This is a genomic window from Novosphingobium aromaticivorans DSM 12444 (assembly GCF_000013325.1).
Lineage (GTDB): Bacteria > Pseudomonadota > Alphaproteobacteria > Sphingomonadales > Sphingomonadaceae > Novosphingobium > Novosphingobium aromaticivorans.
In genome coordinates, this window is sequence record NC_009427.1 from 34,951 (window position 1) to 55,773 (window position 20,823).

A 20,823-nucleotide genomic window follows, 5' to 3' on the forward strand; every position below is an offset into this window, starting at 1 on the left:
TCCGCCGCCCCTCAGATCGTCGCGAGGGCGTTGGCGACGAGTGTAGCAAGATCCCCGTCATGCGCAAAACCCGCGCGCTCGGCCGCAGGAGTCAGAAGCGGCGGCTGCGTGGCGAAAGCCGCCTCGAGCGCCGTATCCTTCCCGTAGGAAACGAGGCTCGGCGCGGCGCCGCACTGGCGGGCCACTTCGGCAGCCAGATCGCCCATCGCGACGCGCTGCGCCGGAAGGGTCACCGCCCGCGTCGGCGGCAGCAGCGCACTATCGAGCGAGAGCGCGTGAACGAAGTTGTCCGCGCAGCGCCGCACCGATTGCGCCCAGATCATGCCTGCGGCAGACACCGGGCAGGCAAAAGCCTCGCCCGCCTTCAGCGCATGGAACAGGTCTGACATGAACGCGGACTTCATCCCCGAGGGGCCCTTGGGCCGCGCCAGGATGCCCGGCAGGCGGACGGTCACGCCATCGATCATGCCACGGTTGGAGAACATCGCCACCGCGTCCTCCATCATCGCCTTGTGACCGCCATAGACCATCCTGGGCGAAAGCGGCGTCGCATCGTCGACCAGCGCGGGCAAGGGATCGCCGAATACCGCGATGGAACTGGCATAGACAACGCGCAGGCCCGGGCTGGCCGCCGCCGCCTCGAGCAGGAGGTCGTACATCGCGTCGACGTTGATGCGCCGCGACGCCGCCGGATCGGCTTCCGCAGCGCCCCCGGGAACGGTGGCAAGGTGGATCAGCGCGTCGCAGCCCTGCTCAAGCGCCCCGGTCCTGACGTCGGCGCTGGCCAGATCGCCCGCGATCACCCGCGCGCCCGAGGGCACGCCACCGGCCTGGCTGTCGATCCCGATCACCTCGTCGCCGCGTGCCAGAAGGCGCGAGACGATCTCGCGGCCCACGAATCCACCGGCGCCCGTCACCACCACCCGCATCTATCAAGCCTCAGTATCTGTCGGAAAAACTCTTGCGCGCGTCCTGCGAGTACCCGTCGACCCGGTAGGGCATCATTTCCCGGTTCCAATCGTCCCACAGCGCGCGCATCGCGTTGACCTTGTCCGGGTTCGCGGGGGCGAGGTTTGCCTGCTCCCGCTCGTCCTGCGACAGGTCGAAAAGGTACTCCTTGCCCGCCATGCGCAAGTACTTCATGTCGCCCTGTCGCACCGCCGCCTGCTCGCTGGCCTTGAAGCGCCAGAACAGCGTGCGCGTGACCGGCGCGGCGCCGGCAAGCTGGGCGGAAAGGTCCGCGCCGTCGAAGCGACCGATCCTTGCCGCATCGCCGCCCGCCATGCCCAGCAGCGTCGGCAGGAAGTCCATCGAGACCATGACCTGTTCGGAACGGCTCCCCGCCTTGATCCGGCGCGGCCAGCGCACCATTAGCGGCACCCGCACCCCACCTTCCAGCACTTCGCCCTTGTGGCCGACGAAAGGCCAGGTGTCGGAGAAGCGCTCGCCGCCGTTGTCGCTGGTGAAGACGACGACGGTGTTGTCGGCCTTGCCGCTGCGGTCGATCGCGGCGAGCACCTTGGCGACGTTCTGGTCCATCGTCTCGACCATCTCGCGATACTTCGCCAGATTGCCGCCTTCGTAGTGGAATGAACTGGGCAGCGCGCGTGCCAGCTTCTCGTCCTCGCGCCCTTCCCACGGCCAGTGCGGCGCGGTGAAGTGGAGACTGAGGAAAAAGGGCTGGTTGCCGCCCTCTTCGATCACCCGCACCGCCTCGTCGCCGAAGATGTCGGTCAGATAACCAGTGCGGTCGGTCTGCGCGTCGTCCTCGGCAAGGCCGACACCGGCAGGCTTTCCGCTCATGACCATGCGGTGCACGAAATAGTCGGCGCCGCCTTCGACGATGCCGAGGAAATGGTCGTAGCCGTGCTTCAAGGGCCCGTGCGCCGGCGGTTCGCCGAGGTGCCACTTGCCGACAAGGCTGGTGCGATAACCAAGCGCCTTCATGACCGAGGCGATGGTCGGCCGGTCAAGCGGCACGCCGATCCCCGCGGGGGCATTGGGGCCGAGCGGTTCCTCCACCCCGATGGCAAAGCGCTGCGCGTAGCACCCGGTCAGCAGCGCGGTGCGCGTCGGCGAACAGATCGGCGTGCTGGAATAGCCCTGGCGCAACATGACGCCACCGGCGCCGATGCTGTCGATGGCCGGCGTGCGGATATGACGCGAACCCGTGGCCGAGGTGTCGGCATAGCCGAGGTCGTCGGCCATGATGAAAACGATATTGGGCCGCTCTGGCGCGGCCTTGCGGGTCACGGCCAGCGCCTGACCCGAAAGCAGCGCGGTCGCCGAAATGCCGCCGAGGACCTCGCGCCGCCGAATGCCAGCCATCTTGATCTCCGCAACTTGGAGTTGTGCCGCACCCGACACGGGCGGCCGGACGCGGGATGCGCCCGGCCGTCATGGTCAAAACTCCGCGGACAAGCGCAAGCCGTATGTGCGCGGCGCGGTGTAGTTTGCCACCGCGAAGCCGATGGGCGAAGCCTGGGGCCGCATCACGCGGCGGTCGCCCTCGACGTTGTGGACGAAGCCGCCAAGCGACCAACCACCTTCAGGATCGCGAAGGGTAAGGTTGAGGTCGGTCATCCAGTAGGCACCGATCTTCTGGAACGCGAGGTATTCGAACCCGCCCCACTGGCTGCTGCGCCACGAGGTATTGACCGCGCCGACCAGCTCCAGCGTATCGCCCAGCGGCAAGACCTGTTCGGCCCCGAGGTTGGCGGTCCACTTCGGGCTGTAGAGCCCGGGCTTGCCCGAACAATCGAAGCTCAGCACCGCGGTCTCGCCGTCGGACAGGGTCTCGCCGGTCGGTGTGCTGGTGCAGCCGATGTTGTTGCGCGGCGATGCGGTGATCAGCTTCAGATCCTGGTACTTCGAATCGAGGTACTGCACCTTGGCCGTAAGCGTTGTGTGGCGCAGCGGCTTGGCGATGATGTCGACATCGACGCCCTTGATCGTCAGCTTGCCCGCGTTCTCGTTCGAGTTGATCAGCGTTCCGCCAGAATCCACCGTGAAGTAGGTGATCTGCTGGTCGCGGTACTTCCACCAGAACGCCTCGAGATTGACCTGGAGGCGGTTGCCGAGGAAGCGGTTCTTCGAACCGACCGAATAGGCGGTGATATATTCAGGCTTGTAGCTCGAACGGCCCTCGGCGAGCTGGAAGCCGCCCGCGCGGTAGCCGGTCTCGACCGTGGCATAGAGCAGGCTGTCAGGCGCGACGTCGTATTCGGCCGAAACCTTCCAGGTCACGCGCGAATAGGTGCCGCTGTCGACCACCGGGTTGTAGGTCTTGAGGATCACGCCCGCGCCGGACAGGACCGGGAAGACCTGGGCGTTGGCCTCGTCGGTGGAACCCGCCGCGATCCATCCGTTGGCGACCAGCCAGGCGATCGTGTCGCTGGTGCTGGTCGAATTGGCATAGCGCGGCAGGCCGTCGCTCGCCGCGCAGCCCAGCGCGAACGAGGCGGGCGGCGTGACCGGCGGGATGCCGCCGCAGAATGTGATGAAGTTGTTGATGATGCCGTCCATCTCCTTCTTGTCGTGGGTGTAGCGGGCACCCCCGATCAGGCGGAGACGATCACCGATATGCGCGGTAAGCTGGCCGAAGGCCGCCCAGCTTTCGGTCTTGTGCTCGTAGTTCTGGATCGGCAGCACGAATTCCTGGTTGTACTGGTTCTCGGCCTTGATCTTCTCGTTGAAGTAGAAACCGCCGACCACGTAGTCGACCATCCCGGTCTTGCCCGACAGCCGGGTTTCCACGCTGAACTGCTTGTCGTTTTCCTTGGCATAGGCGGTGTTGAACGCCGGGCCGTTGAAATAGCTGTAACCGTCGCTTTCGCGGTAGGCCGGGATCACCGTCAGCTTGCCGATCGAGGTATCGACGTTGACCTCGGCATTCACGCCCCAATACTTGTAATCCACCTTGGGATCGGTGTTCAGCTCCGAAAGGAAGCCGAAGCCAGGCGCGCCAAGCTGGCTCGTGCGGAAGGCATTGGCGGCATCGGTGCCAAGGCCCTCGGAGCTGTCAAGCCCGGTCGCGGGAGTGAAGGTGAACCCGGACTCGCCGGGCAGGAACGCCCCGACGTAGCTCGCCCCCGCGCCCTTGCCCCCGATCTCGGTATAGTCGGCCGCGAGGCGCACCGAAACCGTGTCGGTCGGCTCGATCAGGAACTGCGCGCGCAGGCCCGAGCGGTCGAGGTCGTCGGTGCCGTCGCGGTTGTAGCCGTCGTGCACCTGGCGCGTCGCGCCCAGGCGCAGGGCGCTGTTCTCGCTGGTGGCGATGTTGATGTGCGCGTCGGCCGCGACCGCATCGTAGTTTCCGACCGACAGGTTGAAGCCGCCGCTGGTGCGACCCAGTTCCGGCCGCTGGGGAATGACGTTGACCGCGCCGCCCGTGGCGTTGCGGCCATAGAGGATGCCCTGCGGGCCCTTGAGCACTTCGACGCGCGCGAGATCGTAGAAGGCGGCGCTGAACGCGCCTGCCGCGCGGCCCATCACCACGCCATCATAGCTGGGCGTGACGGCGGGATCGTTGTAGCTCGAATTGGTGAAGTTGCCGACGCCGCGCAGGAAGATCGAGGTGTTCGAGCCGCCGCCGTTGGAAATGGCAATCGAGGGCACCGACTTGCCCAGGTCGTCCGCCTTGAGGATGCCCGACTGGGCAAGGCTGGCCCCGGTGACGGCGTCGATGGCGATACCGGCCTTCTGGAGCGATTCCTCCTTCTTCTGCGCGGTGACGACAATCTCGGCGATCGTGCCGGTATCGTCCGAAGCATCCTGCGCGAAGGCCGGCATGGCAATGGCGAGCGCGGCAAGTGCCGAAGTTCCCGTAAGTGCAAGGCGCATGAATATCCTCCCCATTGCGCTTCTATTGGTCGAGAAGCGCGATAGCCCCACTGCCCGTCAACATCCCGTCGTTTGTATGGATGGATAGGTATCCACCGTTCGGATTTGTGCGCGCCGTTCCAATCGCTAGTTCAGGCAACATGACTGGGGAGAGCATCAGCAACATCGCCACGGCGCTTGTCGTGGGCGGCGGTATCGGCGGCATGGCAACGGCAATCAGCCTTGCCGAGCGGGGAGTGACGGTCGATCTGGTCGATCTCGACCCGGAATGGCGTGTATACGGCGCGGGGATCACGATCACCGGCCCGACGCTGCGCGCCTATCGCCGGCTGGGCATGCTCGACGAAATCAAGCACAAGGGCGCGATCACCAGCAAGACCCGCCTGTTCCGCTACGACGGCACCCACATGCTCGACCTCGACGAACCGGTGATCGAGGAAGGCCTGCCCGCGACGGGCGGCATCATGCGTCCGGTCCTGCACCACATCATGCAGAAGCGCGTGCGCGAACTGGAAATCCCGGTCCGCCTCGGCCTTACCGTCGATGCACTGGAGAACGTCCAAGGCGGCGTCGACGTCCGATTTTCCGACCGGACCGCGCGGCGATACGACCTCGTCGTCGGCGCCGACAGCGTGTTCTCGCGGGTGCGCGACCTCGCCTTTGCCCACATGGGGCCGGCACAGCCCACCGGACAGGGCTGCTGGCGCATCTCCATCCGCAAGCCGCCGGGGCTCGACATGGGCGAGTTCTTCCTTGGCCACGCCAATCCTTGCGGCATCACTGCCTGCGGACCGGACACGGTCTACATGTGGATGCTGACCCCGCACGTCGAGCGCGACAGCCACATGGACGACGAGGAGCTGTTCGTCACGCTCAAGGCGCTGCTGGCGGACTTCGGCGGAAACGCCGGCTGGATCCGCGACAACATGACGCGGGAGGACTGGATCAACTACCGCCCCCTCGCCGCTGCCCTGCAACCGCGCGACTGGTTCAACGGGCGCATCGTCCTGGTCGGCGATGCGGTCCACGCGACGACGCCGCATCTTGCCTCTGGTGCGGGCATGGCGGTGGAAAGCGGGATCGTGCTGGCCGAGGAACTGGCCCGCGCCGGAGATGTGGAATCCGCGCTTCGGGCCTATCAGGAACGCCGCTTCGACCGTTGCCGCGACGTGATCGAAACCAGCGTCGCCGTCGGGCGCCTGCAGCTCGAACACGGCGATCCGCAAGTCCACGCAAAGATGCTGGAAGGCGCGCTCGGCCGCCTCAACCAACCGTTCTGACCAAAAGCGCGGCGGCTACCAGGCCGTCGCGCCCCCATCCACGGCAATGTCGGCCCCGGTGACATAGCGGGCCTCGTCGCTGGCGAGCCATGTGGCGCACCACGCGATGTCTTCAGGCTCGCCAAGGCGTTTGACCATGTTCTTGGCAAGGACCCGGTCGCGCAGGTCCGGGACTTCGGCAAGGTGGCGTCCCGTCGCCTCGGTGCGGATGAAGCCCGGAGAGATCGAGTTGGCGCGGATGCCGTGAGGGGCACCTTCCATCGCGAGCTGCCGCGTCATCGCAAGGACGCCGCCCTTGCCCGCGCAATGCGCGAGCGCGGCCGAACCGTCGAGCGCGTGGCGCGCGTTGGCGCTGGCGAAGTTGATCACGCTGGCAGCGCCGCTGGCCTTGAGGCCCGCCCAGGCCGCGCGCGTCGGCAGGAAAACGGTGTCGAGTTCGCCGGTCAGCGTGCGCCGCCACTCCGCAAGGGTCATTTCCTCGATCCACGCGAAGACCGCAAAGGCGGCGGCGTTCACAAGCACGTCGATCCTGCCGTGCTCGGCCACGATCGCGGCGAACAGCGCTGAAACCTGCGTCTCGTCGGTCAGGTCGCAGGCGCGGTCCGCCCCTGCAAGATCGACGCCGATGACGGCGGCTCCCTCCTCGCGGAAAATGCGGGCGCAGCCCTTGCCGATGCCCGCCGCAGCGCCGGTGACGACCGCGACCTTGCCGGACAGGCGATCAGGCATTGGCCGCCACCGCGGTCTTGCGACCCGCCACGAGCGCGACGACGAAGCCAGCGGCAGCCATGTAGCCGAGCATCTCGAAGCTTTTCATCAGACCCCCCAGGTGCAGCGCGAAGAAAGTGACCGCCAGCGGGCTCAACCACTGGCCGAGCGCGAACGACGATTGCCAGAAACCGGTCCCGCGCCCGCGCACTTCGAAGGGCAGGATGCTCATCGACCAGACGAGCAGCGTCGGCAGCAGCATCCCCGCGCCCAGTTGGTTGATGAAGCATCCGGCAAGGAATCCCGGGACCGATCCGGTCCGCCCCATCAACAGGAAACCTATGGAAAGAATGCCGAATTCGGCGAGAAGGAGCTTTCCAACACCGATCCGGCCAAGCCGCGAATAGATGAACGTGCCCAAGGGAACGCCAAGGCTGGCCAGCGAGGTAAGGAACCCGATGCGCGCGGCGCTGGACAGTCCCAGCTCGGCAAGGCCCGCCGATGCCTGGATCTGCACGGTGTAGAAGAAGATCGCCCCATAGACGGTTATGCCCGCGATCAGCGCAAGGTTTCCCCAGGGAAACATCGCCCAGCTCAGGTTGTGAGGGGCGGCGGACGCCTTCGTGGCATCTGCGATTTCAGCTTTGTCTCCAGACGGTTCCCACGTGAATTTCAGAACCAGGGCAAACATCACCAGCGCCGAGGCATAGACAATGAAGGGCGTTCGCCAACCCGCCTCGCCCAGCAGACCGCCAATGTTGAAGAACACCAGCGCCGAGACCGAGGCGAAAGCCGTCTGCCCCGCCAGCCAGCGGTCGCGCCGTTCGCCCTCGTAGTAATCGCCGATCATCGTCGTCGAAAGGACGTAGATCATCGCTTCGGCCACGCCCACGCCGATGCGGGAAATCAGGATGTGGACCAGGTCCGTGAGGAACAGCGGCGCTACACCGACCACGGCATAAAGCACGAACGAAGCCAGCAGCAGCTGGCGCCGCCCGAAGTAGTCGCCCAGCATTCCCGCGAAAGGGCACAGTACGGCGACGCACAGCGAAGGCAGCGTCAGCACCATCGGCACCAGGTATTCATGCCCCGGCACATCGGCGAATTCGGCCATGAGTTGCGGCAGGACTGGCGCGAGCAGCACGATCGCCATCGTGGTCAGCGTGATCGGCAGGAGCAGCGCTATGCCGGTCATCACGCCCGGTTCGTGTTGCCTGCCCATTGCCTTGCGCTCTCCCGGTCCGAACACGCGCCCACCACGGACGTCTTTCCCGAACCTCACTGTTTCAGGCCATCGGGTGCGTCCTGTCCAATCAATAGGAGCGCGGCCTATCTATTCGGCAAATCGATTTGATCGCGGGAACGGATCAGAGCGCCTCGGCGTCGGGCTGGAGCGCCGGTACGGCGGCGGCAAAGGCCGGCAATTCCTGGCAGGCAGCCTCGATCGCGGGAATGCGCCCGAAATCGATCCTTGCCCCGAAACGCCGCGCATTGCCGAGCTGGGGCACCAGCACGACGTCGGCCAACGTAGGCCTCTCCCCGAAGCAGAAGGGCCCCTCGGCGCTTTCGACCAGTCTCGCGCAAGCCTCCAGCCCGCTTTCGATCACTTCGCGCGCCCAGGCGTTTACCGCATCCTCGTCGAAGCCGCGCGCGCGGAGCATTTTCAGCACCTTGAGATTCTGGACCGGGTGGATGTCGCAAGCCACGGCCTGTGCGAACGCGCGGACCCTCGCCCGTTCGAGGGCGTCATCCGGCAACAACGGCGGCTCGGGAAAGACCTCGTCGAGGTATTCGCAGATCGTCAGGCTCTGCGTCAGCACCGCCCCGCCGATCTCGAGTGCGGGAACGAAGCCCTGCGGGTTGAGCCCGAGGTATTCCGGCGCGCGCTGCTCTCCCTTGCGCAAGTGGTGGAACACGTTCTGCCAGGTCAGGCCCTTCAGACCCAGCGCGATGCGCACGCGCCACGAGGCGGACGAGCGCCAGAAGCCATGGAGGACGATGGCATCGCGAGCGGGGGCATCATTCATGGTCAGGTTCTCCGGTGCATGCCACCTATCGGAAAATCGGGCGACGGGCGCAACGGTCCGATCGCCACATCCTGATCGGCACGTCCTTTGCCGAATGCACGCTTCAAAACGGCGGGGCGAATGTCTAGGCTTGGGCGCGATGATCGATCCGCTCCAGCGCCTCCATCCCGTCTACGCGGGAATGCCCGTCACCATCTTCGAACACATGTCCGGCCTCGCGCGGGAGCTGGGGGCGATCAATCTCGGTCAGGGCTTCCCTGACGAAGCGCCGCCTCCAGCCTTGCTCGAAGCGTTGTCGCGCGCGGCGGCAGAGCGTTCGCATCAATATCCACCGATGGCCGGCATCCCCGAGCTGCGCCGAGCGGTGGCGGGCTTCTATGCATGGACGCAAGGGCTGGAAGTCGGAGCGGAAAGCGTGATCGTCACTTCCGGCGCGACCGAGGCGGTGGCCTGCGCCATCCTCGCGGCGGTCGCGCCGGGTGACGAAGTTCTGCTGTTCTCCCCTGCCTACGATGCCTATGCGCCGCTGATCCGGCGCGCGGGCGGAGTGCCCGTCTTCGTCCCGCTAAGCCCGCCCCACTGGCGTTACGACGAGGCCGCGATTGTCGCCGCCGTGACACCGCGCACCCGCGCGCTGGTGCTCAACGATCCGCTGAACCCCACGGGCACCGTCGCCGCCGACACGGAGCTTGCGATGATCGCCAGCCTTTGCGTCAGGCACGACCTGATCGCGATCTGCGACGAGGTCTGGGAGAACGTCCGCTTCGATGGTCGTCGCCACCGCTCGCTTCTTGCCCTGCCCGGAATGGCCCGCCGGACCATCAAGATCGGATCGGCCGGCAAGATCTTCGGCGCGACGGGATGGAAGGTCGGCTGGATGGTCGCCGCGCCCGACATGGCCGCCGTTCTCGCCCGCGCCCATCAGTTCCTGACGTTCACCACCGCGCCGATGCTGCAATGGGCTGTCGCGCAGGGGCTCGAAGACCCTGCGCTCGCCGCAGGGTGCACCGCTCGTTGGGCCGAAACGCGCGGCGTCCTGATCGAGGCGCTGGGCCGACGCGGGTTCACGGTGCTGGACACCACCGCGACATGGTTCACCTGCATTGATCTGGCGGCATCGGGCATTGCGCTCGACGACCGAACCTTCAGTGACCGGGCGGTGCGCGAGGCCGGGGTCGCGTCGATCCCCCTGTCCGCGCTATGGGAAGGCGACGCCGCACCCGAGGGCATCGTGCGCTTGTGCCATTGCAAGCCGGAAGCCATGCTGCTGGAGGCCATGGACCGGCTGGTGCGCTGGCGCGACGGCCTCAGAGCGGCATAGCCAGCACAAAGGCCGCGCCGGGCACGATCGCTGTCCCGGCAATGCGCCCGCCATTGGCGATATCCAGCACGCAGACGATGCCGTCCTGCTCGTTGGTGACGACGAGATAGCTGCCGCACATCGCGAAGTGGCGCGGCGACCGGCCATGCGAGGACCAACAATCCTCCCGCCGCAACCGCTCGCCGTCGATGCGGAACGACGCGACGGTATCGGCCCCGCGATTGCTGACGAAAATCCTGTCGCCCTGAAACGCGAGGTGGCCGGCGAGATTACCGGGCGTGGCGGCAGCGTCGGTCGCGATATCGTCGAGCAATTCAAAGCCTTCGCCAGTGGCGCGCAACAGCATCAGCCGTGCGGTCAATTCGCAGGCGAGCAGCGCCAGATCGTCGCGCAGAAGGAGTTGGCGGGGTCCCGAACCGCGCGGCGCCGCGAAAGCCGTCCGCACTTCGCCAAACCCCGCCGCGCCGTATTCACACGACAGCACCCGGTCCAGGCCGCGATCGGCAATGAAGATCCGGTCTCCGGCAAATCGGACGCAACCGGCATGCGAGCGGGCGCCGCCCTCATTTCGCAAGACGCCCGCCAGCTTACCGAGCGCGCCGGTTTCCGGATCCAGTTCGACAAGAGCGGCTACCCCTCCATCGTTGTTGGCAACAGCCAGCAGGGTGCCGTCGGGACTGCGGACAAGGTGGCAAGGCGACGCCCCGCCCGTGCCTATACGACCAAGCGGCGTCCAGACCTGGTCGTCCCATTGCCAGGCCGAGACAGCACCCGGCTCCTGCTCCTCCACGAACCACGCGGTGCCGCAACGATGGTCGAGCAATCCGAAGCTGGCATTGCCGATCCGGGTATCGGGCGGCCCAAGGCTGATCGCCCCCAGCGAGTCGAGCCACGCCGGATACAACCCGTGCCCGCCGGAGCGCTCGTAGGAGCCTATGAACATGTCGGGCCGCATCGCGCGCAGATCCTGCCGTTTCGGGGTTCGCCAGGGAACAACGGACGAGGCGCACGGCTCCCTTCGCGCGACGAAGCGAGGCCCTCGCGCCATGCACCGTTGGTCCGGCGCGCGAAACGGCGCGACACGCCTGGAACGGCCATCCGAAATGCTGACGGGACAGGCCGTTAAGGTGACATTTTCATTAATTTTGAATTCATCCAGAAGTCACCAGCCTCCCCCTCGCACTCCCCGATTGGCGGGGGGCAGGCAAGAATCTCGTGCCATCGTCCGGGCCCTCGTCCGGGCCACCGTCCGGGTTGCCCGGGGTCCCTCGGGACACCGGGCGATGGTCCTTGCCTGAAGCGTCCTCAACCACAGAAGGAGGCGAGAATGCGAAAGATCGGAACACTGTCCACCATGGCCGCGACCTGCGCGGGCATCGTCCTCGTGGCTTCGCCGGCACTGGCCGGAACCCGCGCGGGCGACAGCAAGACCACCTATCAGTCCGCGCCTGCCCCCAAGAGCCAATCGGACAAGCAGCTCAAGACGGACGTCGGCCCGGCCAACGGCTTCCCGGACACGCCGGGCCTTGCCCGTGCGCGCGACAGGGCGAACGAAAACGCGGCGTTCAACCGCAACAAGAGCAACGGCGCGGCCTGAGGCTGCGTCTCCCCCGCCGGACCTCCACCGGCGGGGCACGCCGCGTCAAAGCGGCCACCACCACAGGATGAGCGGCGTGCCCAGCACGACCACGATGAACGATAGGGGCGCGCCGAGCCGCGCGTAATCGCCGAAGCGATAGCCGCCCGGTCCGAAGACCAGCGTGTTGCATTGATGGCCAATGGGCGTGAGAAAATCGCACCCTGCGCCAACTGCGGTAGCGATCAGGAAAGCTTCGGGCCGGTAGCCAAGTTCGTTCGCGAACACGGCCGCGATGGGCGCCATGACCAGCACCGTCGCCGCGTTGTTGAGGAAGGGCGTCACCGCCATGGCCGCCACCAGGATCAGCATGACCGCGCCCCACGGCGGCAATCGCACGGCAAGGCCCGCAAGCCCTTCGGCGATGACGTCGGACGCGCCGGTCGTCTGCAAAGACGCGCTGACCGGGATGAGCGCGGCCAACATGATCAGGATCGGCCACTCGATCGCCTCGTAGGCCTCGCCCACGGGCAATGCGCCGGTGATGACGGCCAGGCTCGCGGCGGCAAAGAATGCAACCGCAGCCGGCACCAGCCCGCTCGCCGCCGAGGCCATCGCCAGCGCGAGGATGATGACCGACAGCCAGCGCCGCCGCGTCGAGCCGAGCATGATCGGCCGTTCCGCGAGTGGCAGCGCGCCGAGCTGCCCGAGGCGTTGCGGAAGCACTTCGAGCGGGCCCTGGAGGACGATCACGTCGCCTGCCTCGAGCACAATCTGGCCGGGCTTTCGCGCCAGCGTCTCGCCTGCACGGGAAACCGCGATGAGATTGATGCCAAGCCGCTCTCGCATAAGCAGGCGGCCGGCGGTGCGACCGATCAGCGGGGAATCGTTGCGAACGACCGCTTCGATCACGCCGATGCCGTCGTCGCTGCCGTCACCTGCCGCGTCGGCGCCGGCCAGCGCGAGCCTGTCCGTGGCGACCACCTTCTCCAGCGCATCGGGCTCGCCGCTGAGGATCAGGATGTCGCCTTTGGCAAGGTGCGTATAGGGGCTGGCCGCCGCGCGCATGTCGCCGCGCAGGAGGCTGTTCACCTCGACCTGTCGTTCATGCCTTTCCGCAAACTCGGCCACCGTCTCGCCGATGGCAGGAGAGTCCTCCCCCACTGTCGCCTCGATCACATAGCCCGAAATGTTGATCGCCTCGCCAAGCCCCGGCGGGGAGACGCGCTCGGGCAGAAGGCGCCAACCCAGGCGCAGGAACACCAGGCCCACGACCAGAAGGGCAAAGCCGGTCGGGAAATAGTCGAACATCGTGAACGGCTTGCCCGTCATCTCCTCGCGCACGCGGCTGACGATGATGTTGGGCGACGTGCCGATCAGGGTCATCAGCCCGCCCAGCAGCGAGGCGAAGGACATCGGCATCAGATAGGCCGAGGGCGAGATCCGGTTCCGCTTCGCCATCTGCACCGCAGCCGGCATCAGCATGGCAAGCGCGCCGACGTTCTTGATCAGACCCGAAGCAACGCCGACCGTAGAAGTCAGAAGCAGCAAGTGCGAGGACGGGCGCCGGATGCGTTGCGAGATGCGGTGCATCAGGCTTTCGATAAGGCCGGAACGCTGCACGGCCGCCGACATGACAAGGGCCGAGGCAACGATGATCACGATATCGTCGGAAAAGCCCGAAAACGCCTCCTTCGGCTTGACGATACCCAGTGCGAGCGCGGCTAGCAGCGCGATGACGGCGGTCACGTCGAACCTGAAGCGCCCCCACAGGAAAAGGGCCATCATCCCGACAAGGGTGGCCAGCGAAAGCCATTGGGGCTGTGTCATTGCAAAAATGAACCACGGGACGGGCCTGCGGTTCCCGCATTCTCAGGAGAAGCGCAGTTCTCCCTGCACCGGCGCGCGCCGACCGCCCGGACGTGCGGGCGGGACACTGGCGCCGCGCGGAAGGAGGCACCGCGCCCGCCCCTGCAGCGCGTAGACGGCATGCCGCTGGCCGCCACGGTTGTGGTGATCGATCGCAAAGCCGGCGTACCAGCGGCGCAGGAGCCCGGCCTGCACCAGTTCGGACACCGCACGGCTGAGGTTCGTCTTGCCCGAGGCGCGCACCCTTTCGCGCACTTCCTCCTCGATTGCCGCTGCTGCGGCGGCTGTATCCGGTGGCAAGGTACCTGTAGCGAGGAGATCGGCCTTGACCCTTTCGGCCAGGGCAATGCGGCGAGGATCGCGGCCGCCCATGGGGGCAAGGCTGTCGCACAACCAGTCGCGCAGGGTGAACTGCTCCCCGCCGCGCCGGACGAAGGGCCCGGCCTCTCCCCGCCCGTCGGCCACTTCGGCGATAAGGCTGAGCACCATGAAGGCATAGCGCGGCCGGGTGCTGGCCTGCGCGAGCATATCGAGCAACGCCGACATCTCGCCATGTTGGGCCGGGCCGGTGGAGATGGGGGCATGGAACATTGCGGGATTCAAAGAAGCACAAATCAGGATTCCTGTGAATCCCCCGCGTGGCTTCACACCACCTCAATCCAACATTTGTCGCCCGTGACACTTTACCCTCGGGTAAAGTGTCACAAGGTCTCCTTTATGGAATGCTGGGTCCGCGCTGGCCGCCCTTGGTGGCGGTCAGGTGCCTTCAGGTGTGGTTCGGGTATTCAGGCCGGACGGAAGGCGGGCGCACGGCGGGCGAGGAAGGCGGCGACGCCTTCGCGGCCCTCTGCACCACCTGCGGCAGCCGAGATCGCGGCTGCCTCACTGTCGAGCTGGTCGGCGAGCGTTGCGCCCTGCCCTTCCGCCAGGAGGCGGCGAACCGTGCCGAACGCCCGGGTCGGGCCGTCGGCGAGCTGCGCGGCGAGGCGACGCCCCTCCGCGGCAAGTTCATCGGCCGGAACCACGCGGGTGACCGCCCCGAGCTGGACTGCCTCTGCCGCAGTGAGGCGGCGGTTGGTGAGGATCAGCTCCTGCGCCGCGCGCATGCCCACGAGGCGGGGCAGAAGCCAGGTCAGGCCACCATCCGGGGTAAGGCCGATCGCGGTATAGGCAGCGGTGAAATGCGCGGCTTCGCTGGCAAGGACGATGTCGCCCGCCGCCGCGAGGCTGAAGCCCGCCCCCGCAGCAGGTCCGTGGACAAGCGTGACCAGCGGCTTTTCCATGCCCGCAAGCACAAGCACGGCTTCGTGCAGCTTGTCGGCAAGCGCCTTGATGAAGGCCGGCGCTTCGTCTCCCGCAGCAGCGAAGCCGCCGACATCGCCGCCCACGCAGAACATCCGCCCTGCGCCGGTCAGCACCACGCAGCGTACAGCCGGGTCGGAAGCAGCGGCGCGCGCCGCCTCCAGCAGGGCTTCGGCAAGGGCCATGTCGATGGCGTTGCCCTGGTCCGGCCGGTCTAGCGTGATTGTCAGGATGCCATCGGCAAGGTCGGTCGAAACGGGCTTCATCATCTGGATTCCGATGCAGGGCGGGAGCGCTGGGTTCAGGAGGGCGCGGGCTGGAAGAGCGCGCCGGGCTTACTTTGGCGCCATGCGGATCGCGCCGTCGAGGCGGATCACTTCCGCGTTGAGCATCGGGTTGGTGACAATCGCCTCGACCATCTTGGCATATTCGGCAGGCTTGCCGAGGCGGCTGGGGAACGGCACCTGCCGACCGAGCGAATCCTGCGCTTCCTGCGGCAGCGAACCGAGCAGCCGGGTCCAGAAGATACCGGGCGCAATAGTGTTCACGCGGATGCCATAGCGGGCAAATTCGCGCGCGATGGGGAGCGCCATGCCGACCACGCCGCCCTTCGACGCGGCATAGGCGGGCTGGCCGATCTGGCCTTCGAACGCCGCGACGCTGGCAGTGTTGACGATCACGCCGCGTTCGCCGTCCTCGTTAAGCGGTTCCGCATCGTGGATGCGCGAGGCAAACTTGGACAGGACGTTGAACGTGCCGAGCAGGTTGATGTTGATGATCCGGGCGAAGTCCGCCAGCGGCAGCGGGCTGCCGTCGCGATTGAGAACCTTGGCCGGAGGGCCGATGCCCGCGCAGTTCACCAGGATGCGTGCCTTGCCGTTGACCGCTTCGGCTTCGGCGATGGCATTGGCGACGGCATCCTCGTCGGTCACGTTCACCGCAGCGAAGCGCCCGCCGATTTCGGCGGCCTTGGCATTGCCGAGATCCGCGTTGAGATCGAACAGCGTGACTTTCGCGCCGCGCGCGGCCAGCAGTTCCGCGGTTGCCGCGCCAAGTCCGGATGCGCCGCCGGTGACAATCGCGGCCAGTCCCTGGATATCCATGGTGTGGGGTCTTTCCTTCTGGATGAAGTTTCGGCCAGAGCCGGTCAGGCCGGCTGTGTATACTCGTGAGTAGATTGCATGCTTGAGAGTTTTCTGTCAACATCCGGCGCGCATGGAACAGTCCCCAGACAGCCCTGAATCCCCGTTCCCCTCACCCGAGCAGAAACGCACCGTTCGCGAGGCAAAGCGGGCGGCAGTCCTGCGTGCGGCAGTGCAGATGTTCAACGAGCGCGGCTTCCACCAGACCTCGCTAGACGACGTGGCGGCGCGACTTGGGATCAGCAAACCGACGATCTACCACTACCTCGGCAACAAGGACCAGGTTCTGCTGGAATGCGTGACCATCGGGCTGGGCCAGTTGATCGAGGCGGCCGAGGAGGCGCGGCGTAGCGAGGGGACCGGCGCGCAGCGGCTGGCCGCGTTCCTTTCGCGCTATGCCCGGATCAACATGGACGATTTCGGCCGCTGCGTGATCCGCACCGGAGACGAGGCGCTGGTGCCTGAAAGCCGGGCACGGTTTCGCGAATTGAAGCGGAATATCGACACGGGAATGCGCCGCCTCATCGCCGAGGGAATCGCGGACGGGTCTATCGCGCCATGCGACCCCAAGATGCTGGCCTTCACCATCGCGGGGGCGTTGAACTGGCCCGCGCGCTGGCACGATCCCGAGGGAAGCGAAAGTCCGGAGGCAATCGCCGACCAGATGATCCGGCTGCTCGGCCAGGGATACCTGCCGCGCTGAGCCCATTGGCGACAGCGCATTCCACCCGGCAAAACCACGGATCATTGCGGATGGCAAAGCCGCTTCTCCCAGCCGAAAGAGAATGGCTCGTACCGAACTTTCCGGCCTTTTGGGCGTGGAGCGTCCCGGAGCAGGAACGATGACAGGAACCGGGCGATGACTGCCGCTCTTCCATTCGCCGATCGCCGAGATGCGGGGCGACAACTTGCACGAGCCCTCCTTGCCGATCCGCCGAACAATCCGGTGATCCTCGCCCTGCCCAGGGGAGGCGTGCCGGTTGCCTACGAAATTGCCCGAAGGCTGCATGCGCCGCTCGGCCTGCTCCTCGTCCGCAAGATCGGCGCGCCGGGTTATCCGGAATACGGCATCGGCGCGGTTCTGGACGGGTCCACGCCATCGGTGGTGATCGACGAAGGCGCCGCGCGGGCAACCGGGGCCGACAAGCAATACATCGAGGAGACGGTGCAACGCGAGCTGGCGGAAATCGAGCGCCGGAAGCGCGCCTATGGCACGCCCGCGATGCCATCGCTTGCTGGTCGGTCGGTCATCCTCGTCGATGACGGGATCGCGACGGGCGCAACCGTGCGCGCGGCGCTGCGCGGACTGGCGCATTCGCACGCCGACCGCATCGTGCTTGCCGTGCCGGTGGCGCCGAGCGACATCGTCGCCTGGCTCGGCGCGCATTGCGACCGCGTGGTGTGCCTGGCATCGCCCGAGCCGTTCCTGTCGGTTGGAAGCCACTACCGCGACTTCTCGCAGCTTGAGGATGCAGAGGTAGTGAAGCTGCTCGCCCTATCGGGCCACGCAGCGGCAGACGAACACCATCCGGCTCGCTGAAATGTCGCGTCGATTGCAGGAATGCATGGCTTCTGCGCCGGAACCCATGCGTCCGACCGGGCTTTCCCGGTCTGCCTTGTCGCCGTATCTGGACGGACGACTACCAGCGGAGGATGCGAACCGATGCCCGACCCGATGATCCTGGTCTGCCCCCACTGCACCACCGCCAATCGCGTCCCGCAGGCAAAGCTGGCCGAACGCGGCACCTGCGGGCGATGCGGAAAGCCGCTCTTCACCGCGCATCCGGTCACGCTGACGGCAGCCAACTTCGATGCCCACGCGAGCCGGAGCGACATTCCGCTGCTGGTGGATTTCTGGGCCTCGTGGTGCGGCCCCTGCCGCACGATGGCGCCCGCGTTCGAAGCGGCTGCGGCGCAGCTTGAACCGTACGTCCGCCTGGGCAAGCTCGACACCGAGAACGAGCAGGCGCTGGCCGGACGTTTCGGCATCCGTTCCATTCCGACAATCGCCCTGTTCGCCAAGGGCCGCGAAGTGGCGAGGCAATCGGGCGCCATGCCCGTCAACGCGATAGTGGCCTGGACGCGGCAGGCTCTCACCAGGGGCTGAACTACCGACGTTGCATTGGCGGGTCATAGACTTGTGTTCGCAACCCGCCGCCCCGATAGTGAACGCCATGCCCGACGCCGAGACCCTGCCCGGCCTTTCCTCTCAAGAAGCCGCAGCGCGTCTCGCCTCGGAGGGGCCCAACGCCCTTGCATCAGGCGAGGCGAGGACCTTCGGACGAATCGTGCTCGATGTGGTGCGCGAGCCGATGCTTGCCCTGCTGCTGGTCGCGGGTGCCATCTACCTTGCCCTGGGCGATCTCCACGAAGCGCTGCTTCTCGTGGCGTTCGCCTGTCTCTCGATCCTGATAACGGCGGTCCAGGAGACCCGCACCGAGCGCGCGGTCGCCGCCTTGCGCGACCTGACCAGCCCGCGTGCGCTGGTCATCCGTGACGGCGAACGCATCCGCATTGCGGGCAGCGAGGTCGTGCGGGGAGACGTTGTGGTCCTGCAGGAGGGCGACCGCGTGCCGGCCGACGGCTGGATCGCCCGGTCCAGTGCGCTGCTGGTCGATGAATCGCTGCTGACGGGGGAATCCGTGCCGGTTCGCAAGACCGCGACCGATATCGAGCCGACAGCAGCCGAGTGCCGCCCGGGCGGCGAAGACCTACCCTTTGCCTGGTCGGGATCGCTCGTCGTGCGCGGAACCGGGCTTTGCATCGTCACCGCCACAGGGAGCAAAAGCGCAATCGGCGCAATCGGCAATGCCCTGGCGACTATCGAGACAGAAGCGCCCCGCCTGCGGCAGGAGACACGGAGGCTCGTGTACCTCTTCGCCGCCATCGGCATCGGGGTGAGCGCGCTGGCGGTCATGCTTTATGGGCTGTTGCGCGGAAGCTGGCTCGAAGCCGCGCTGGCCGGGATTGCCCTTGGCATGTCGATGCTGCCCGAGGAGTTCCCGGTTGTCCTCACCATCTTCCTCGCGATGGGTGCCATGCGCATGTCGCGGATCAAGGTCCTTGCCCGGCGCGCGGCGGCCATCGAAACGCTCGGTTCGGCAAGCGTGTTGTGCACCGACAAGACCGGCACGCTGACCCAGAACCGCATGCGCATCGAACGGCTGTGGCTTCCCGATGGCAGGACGGTGGCACGCGACGAACTTGCGGAGCGCGGTCTCGAGGGCGAGTTCCACCTGCTTGCCGAACTCGGCATCCTTGCCAGCGCGGAACGACCGGTCGATCCGATGGAGCTTGCGTTTCATGAACTGGGCCGCGAACTGGGCGACGCCCGCGGGCGCGAGGACATCCGCGGGCGACAGCGGAATGGCTGGACGCTGCGACACCACTATCCGCTCGACCCGGCGCTGCTGGCCATGTCTCAAGTCTGGGGCGGCGCACCGGATGGGGAGCAGATCGTCGCCACCAAGGGCGCGCCGGAAGCGATTGCGGAACTCTGCGCGCTCGCCCCGGAAGACCGCGCGGCGATGAAGCAAGCGGTGGACGCGATGGCCGAAGGCGGCCTGCGCGTTCTGGGCGTGGCAGAAGCGCGATGGAAGGCAACCGACCTGCCGGAATCGCACCGCGCCTTCGCATTTGCCTTTCGCGGGCTGGTGGGACTGGCCGATCCCCTTCGCCCGTCCGTCCCCGATGCCGTGCGGCAGTGCCGCGAGGCCGGGATCCGCGTGGTGATGATCACCGGCGACTACCCGCAGACGGCGCGCGCCATTGCCCGACATGCCGGAATCGACGCGACGGAAGTGCTGACCGGCGCGGACATGGAGCCGCTCGGCGACGAAGCCCTGGCCAAGCGGCTGGCAAGCGTCGGGGTCTGCGCCCGGATCATGCCCGAACAGAAGCTGCGCCTGGTCGAGGCGTTCAAGGCCCAGGGCGCTATTGTCGCGATGACCGGCGACGGGGTGAACGACGCGCCCTCGCTCAAGGCCGCGCATATCGGCATCGCCATGGGGGGGCGTGGCACCGATGTCGCGCGGGAGGCCGCGTCGATCGTTCTTCTGGACGATGACTTCGGCTCGATCGTTGCCGGGGTGCGCATGGGGCGGCGCATCTACGACAACCTGCGCAAGGCCATGGCATTCATCGTTGCGGTCCACGTGCCGATTGCGGGGGTCGCCCTGCTTCCGCTTCTGACGGGGCTCCCGCTGCTGCTGGGGCCGGTCCACATCGCCTTCATCGAGATGATCATCGATCCCGTTTGCTCGCTTGCCTTCGAGGCCGAGACCGACGAACGCGACGTGATGAAGCGCCCGCCGCGCTCGCCAGATGCGGCGCTGTTCTCGCGCAGCCTGATCGGGTGGTCGCTGGTGCAGGGACTGATGGTGCTTGCGGTCACCGCGCTGTGGATCGTGATCGCGGCGCGGGGCGGGGCCGGCGACGGCACGATCCGGGCGACGGCGTTCTTTGCGCTGGTGTTCGGGATTGCCGCGCTGATCCTCGTCAACCGCCGCTTCAGCCCATCGTTCGCCCACGCGATGCGCAGGCCCAATCCGGCGCTTGCCCTGGTGCTGGGCGCGGTCGCGGCGATCCTTGGCGCGGCGCAACTGGTGCCGGCGGTGACGCGGTTGTTCCAGTTCGGCGCGGTGGGGCCGGAAAGGCTGACGATGATCGCCACCGGTGCGGTGGCCATGCTGATCGTGCTGGAACGGCTGAAGCGGGCCTGGGGCGAGCGCCTGGCCGGGTGAACGCGCCAAATGCG

The 20,823-nt window shown here is 66.8% G+C and carries 18 protein-coding genes; 7 read left to right on the forward strand and 11 right to left on the reverse strand.

Annotated elements, in window-relative coordinates; genetic code table 11:
• Positions 1–11: 11 nt before the first annotated feature.
• The 3 genes from SARO_RS18050 to SARO_RS18060 all read right to left on the reverse strand — a co-directional run bounded on the left by SARO_RS18050 (position 12) and on the right by SARO_RS18060 (position 4,842).
• Positions 12–917: an NAD-dependent epimerase/dehydratase family protein gene (locus SARO_RS18050; RefSeq protein WP_234007489.1), complete on the reverse strand. Its 906-nt coding sequence runs from the start codon at positions 915–917 to the stop codon at positions 12–14.
• 22 nt (positions 918–939) lie between these two features.
• Positions 940–2,328, reverse strand: a complete 1,389-nt coding sequence (locus tag SARO_RS18055) for a sulfatase-like hydrolase/transferase (RefSeq protein WP_011906683.1) — start codon at positions 2,326–2,328, stop codon at positions 940–942.
• Between the two features lie 75 nt (positions 2,329–2,403).
• Positions 2,404–4,842: a TonB-dependent receptor gene (locus tag SARO_RS18060; RefSeq protein WP_011906684.1), complete on the reverse strand. Its 2,439-nt coding sequence runs from the start codon at positions 4,840–4,842 to the stop codon at positions 2,404–2,406.
• A gap of 140 nt (positions 4,843–4,982) precedes the next feature.
• Between SARO_RS18060 and SARO_RS18065 the strand changes: the two genes are divergently transcribed.
• Positions 4,983–6,122, forward strand: a complete 1,140-nt coding sequence (locus SARO_RS18065) for an FAD-dependent monooxygenase (protein WP_041551599.1) — start codon at positions 4,983–4,985, stop codon at positions 6,120–6,122.
• Between the two features lie 15 nt (positions 6,123–6,137).
• Here SARO_RS18065 and SARO_RS18070 read toward each other — a convergent pair whose 3' ends face one another.
• From SARO_RS18070 to maiA, 3 genes are all read right to left on the reverse strand, one after another.
• Positions 6,138–6,851: an SDR family NAD(P)-dependent oxidoreductase gene (locus tag SARO_RS18070; RefSeq protein WP_011906686.1), complete on the reverse strand. Its 714-nt coding sequence runs from the start codon at positions 6,849–6,851 to the stop codon at positions 6,138–6,140.
• Positions 6,844–8,052: an MFS transporter gene (locus tag SARO_RS18075; RefSeq protein ID WP_011906687.1), complete on the reverse strand. Its 1,209-nt coding sequence runs from the start codon at positions 8,050–8,052 to the stop codon at positions 6,844–6,846. Before SARO_RS18075 ends, SARO_RS18070 begins: the two co-directional genes overlap by 8 nt.
• Positions 8,053–8,197: 145 nt before the next feature.
• Positions 8,198–8,857, reverse strand: coding sequence for a maleylacetoacetate isomerase (gene maiA / locus SARO_RS18080; RefSeq protein WP_011906688.1), 660 nt, complete (start codon positions 8,855–8,857; stop codon positions 8,198–8,200).
• Between the two features lie 139 nt (positions 8,858–8,996).
• On the opposite strand from maiA, the gene SARO_RS18085 reads away from it, so the two are divergent.
• Positions 8,997–10,178 (forward strand): aminotransferase, encoded by a 1,182-nt coding sequence (locus SARO_RS18085; protein ID WP_011906689.1) that lies wholly within the window; start codon positions 8,997–8,999, stop codon positions 10,176–10,178.
• Here SARO_RS18085 and SARO_RS18090 read toward each other — a convergent pair.
• Entirely contained in the window at positions 10,165–11,133 is a 969-nt protein-coding gene (locus SARO_RS18090) for a lactonase family protein (RefSeq protein ID WP_011906690.1), read from the reverse strand. The two genes, SARO_RS18085 and SARO_RS18090, sit on opposite strands and share 14 nt — an antisense overlap.
• A gap of 372 nt (positions 11,134–11,505) precedes the next feature.
• Here SARO_RS18090 and SARO_RS18095 point away from each other — a divergent pair, with 372 nt between their 5' ends.
• Positions 11,506–11,775: a hypothetical protein gene (locus SARO_RS18095; RefSeq protein WP_011906691.1), complete on the forward strand. Its 270-nt coding sequence runs from the start codon at positions 11,506–11,508 to the stop codon at positions 11,773–11,775.
• A 45-nt stretch (positions 11,776–11,820) separates the two neighbouring features.
• Here the strand turns inward: SARO_RS18095 and SARO_RS18100 are convergent, their stop codons facing one another.
• The 4 genes from SARO_RS18100 to SARO_RS18115 form a co-directional block, all read right to left on the reverse strand.
• Complete coding sequence (locus SARO_RS18100; RefSeq protein WP_011906692.1) at positions 11,821–13,584, reverse strand: SLC13 family permease; 1,764 nt, start codon at positions 13,582–13,584, stop codon at positions 11,821–11,823.
• Between the two features lie 42 nt (positions 13,585–13,626).
• A complete protein-coding gene (locus tag SARO_RS18105; protein ID WP_011906693.1) occupies positions 13,627–14,214 on the reverse strand; it encodes a hypothetical protein in 588 nt (195 codons plus the stop codon).
• 194 nt (positions 14,215–14,408) lie between these two features.
• Positions 14,409–15,194 carry an enoyl-CoA hydratase/isomerase family protein gene (locus SARO_RS18110; protein ID WP_011906694.1) on the reverse strand — a complete coding sequence of 262 codons (786 nt, stop codon included), beginning with the start codon at positions 15,192–15,194 and terminating at the stop codon, positions 14,409–14,411.
• Between the two features lie 66 nt (positions 15,195–15,260).
• Positions 15,261–16,028 carry an SDR family NAD(P)-dependent oxidoreductase gene (locus SARO_RS18115; RefSeq protein WP_011906695.1) on the reverse strand — a complete coding sequence of 256 codons (768 nt, stop codon included), beginning with the start codon at positions 16,026–16,028 and terminating at the stop codon, positions 15,261–15,263.
• A gap of 112 nt (positions 16,029–16,140) precedes the next feature.
• On the opposite strand from SARO_RS18115, the gene SARO_RS18120 reads away from it, so the two are divergent.
• From SARO_RS18120 to SARO_RS18135, 4 genes are all read left to right on the forward strand, one after another.
• Positions 16,141–16,770: a TetR/AcrR family transcriptional regulator gene (locus SARO_RS18120; protein WP_011906696.1), complete on the forward strand. Its 630-nt coding sequence runs from the start codon at positions 16,141–16,143 to the stop codon at positions 16,768–16,770.
• Positions 16,771–16,926: 156 nt separating this feature from the next.
• Positions 16,927–17,607 carry a phosphoribosyltransferase gene (locus SARO_RS18125; protein ID WP_011906697.1) on the forward strand — a complete coding sequence of 227 codons (681 nt, stop codon included), beginning with the start codon at positions 16,927–16,929 and terminating at the stop codon, positions 17,605–17,607.
• Between the two features lie 123 nt (positions 17,608–17,730).
• Positions 17,731–18,174, forward strand: a complete 444-nt coding sequence (gene trxC, locus SARO_RS18130; protein WP_011906698.1) for a thioredoxin TrxC — start codon at positions 17,731–17,733, stop codon at positions 18,172–18,174.
• A gap of 67 nt (positions 18,175–18,241) precedes the next feature.
• Positions 18,242–20,809 carry a cation-translocating P-type ATPase gene (locus tag SARO_RS18135; RefSeq protein WP_011906699.1) on the forward strand — a complete coding sequence of 856 codons (2,568 nt, stop codon included), beginning with the start codon at positions 18,242–18,244 and terminating at the stop codon, positions 20,807–20,809.
• The last annotated feature ends 14 nt before the right edge of the window (positions 20,810–20,823 follow it).

Coding starts and splice junctions, on each gene's coding strand:
- SARO_RS18055 (WP_011906683.1), bottom strand. CDS start 2,328: ATGGCTGGCATTCGGCGGCGCGAGGTCCTCGGCGGCATTTCGGCGACC.
- SARO_RS18060 (WP_011906684.1), bottom strand. CDS start 4,842: ATGCGCCTTGCACTTACGGGAACTTCGGCACTTGCCGCGCTCGCCATT.
- SARO_RS18065 (WP_041551599.1), top strand. CDS start 4,983: ATGACTGGGGAGAGCATCAGCAACATCGCCACGGCGCTTGTCGTGGGC.
- SARO_RS18070 (WP_011906686.1), bottom strand. CDS start 6,851: ATGCCTGATCGCCTGTCCGGCAAGGTCGCGGTCGTCACCGGCGCTGCG.
- SARO_RS18075 (WP_011906687.1), bottom strand. CDS start 8,052: ATGGGCAGGCAACACGAACCGGGCGTGATGACCGGCATAGCGCTGCTC.
- maiA (WP_011906688.1), bottom strand. CDS start 8,857: ATGAATGATGCCCCCGCTCGCGATGCCATCGTCCTCCATGGCTTCTGG.
- SARO_RS18085 (WP_011906689.1), top strand. CDS start 8,997: ATGATCGATCCGCTCCAGCGCCTCCATCCCGTCTACGCGGGAATGCCC.
- SARO_RS18090 (WP_011906690.1), bottom strand. CDS start 11,133: ATGCGGCCCGACATGTTCATAGGCTCCTACGAGCGCTCCGGCGGGCAC.
- SARO_RS18095 (WP_011906691.1), top strand. CDS start 11,506: ATGCGAAAGATCGGAACACTGTCCACCATGGCCGCGACCTGCGCGGGC.
- SARO_RS18100 (WP_011906692.1), bottom strand. CDS start 13,584: ATGACACAGCCCCAATGGCTTTCGCTGGCCACCCTTGTCGGGATGATG.
- SARO_RS18105 (WP_011906693.1), bottom strand. CDS start 14,214: ATGTTCCATGCCCCCATCTCCACCGGCCCGGCCCAACATGGCGAGATG.
- SARO_RS18110 (WP_011906694.1), bottom strand. CDS start 15,194: ATGATGAAGCCCGTTTCGACCGACCTTGCCGATGGCATCCTGACAATC.
- SARO_RS18115 (WP_011906695.1), bottom strand. CDS start 16,028: ATGGATATCCAGGGACTGGCCGCGATTGTCACCGGCGGCGCATCCGGA.
- SARO_RS18120 (WP_011906696.1), top strand. CDS start 16,141: ATGGAACAGTCCCCAGACAGCCCTGAATCCCCGTTCCCCTCACCCGAG.
- SARO_RS18125 (WP_011906697.1), top strand. CDS start 16,927: ATGACTGCCGCTCTTCCATTCGCCGATCGCCGAGATGCGGGGCGACAA.
- trxC (WP_011906698.1), top strand. CDS start 17,731: ATGCCCGACCCGATGATCCTGGTCTGCCCCCACTGCACCACCGCCAAT.
- SARO_RS18135 (WP_011906699.1), top strand. CDS start 18,242: ATGCCCGACGCCGAGACCCTGCCCGGCCTTTCCTCTCAAGAAGCCGCA.